Consider the following 226-nt stretch of genomic DNA (forward strand, 5'->3'; position numbering starts at 1 on the left):
ACCGCGCTTGAGCGCCGCGAGCGGGGTCAGGGCTGCGTCTGCAACCCGCGAGGTATTGTTCAACCCGACCTCGCCGAAGCGACCTTCCATCACGGCAATCTGCACCACGCCGCCATCGATTTCCTGAGCCGGAATGTAAGCCCGGGCCAGCGGGTAGCCGCGCTCGCGGTACAAACGGGTGATGCGGTTGGCACCGGCCTGCAATTCGCCGAGGGAAACCGTGCGC

At 66.4% G+C, this 226-nt stretch carries 1 protein-coding gene; it reads right to left on the bottom strand.

The window, feature by feature from the left end; all coding sequences use genetic code 11:
- Positions 1-226: POTRA domain-containing protein (locus tag DM374_RS33015; RefSeq protein WP_318531837.1), on the bottom strand; the 226-nt coding region annotated here is incomplete at both ends.

This window comes from Pseudomonas huaxiensis, from assembly GCF_003231275.1.
Classification (GTDB): Bacteria; Pseudomonadota; Gammaproteobacteria; order Pseudomonadales; family Pseudomonadaceae; genus Aquipseudomonas; species Aquipseudomonas huaxiensis.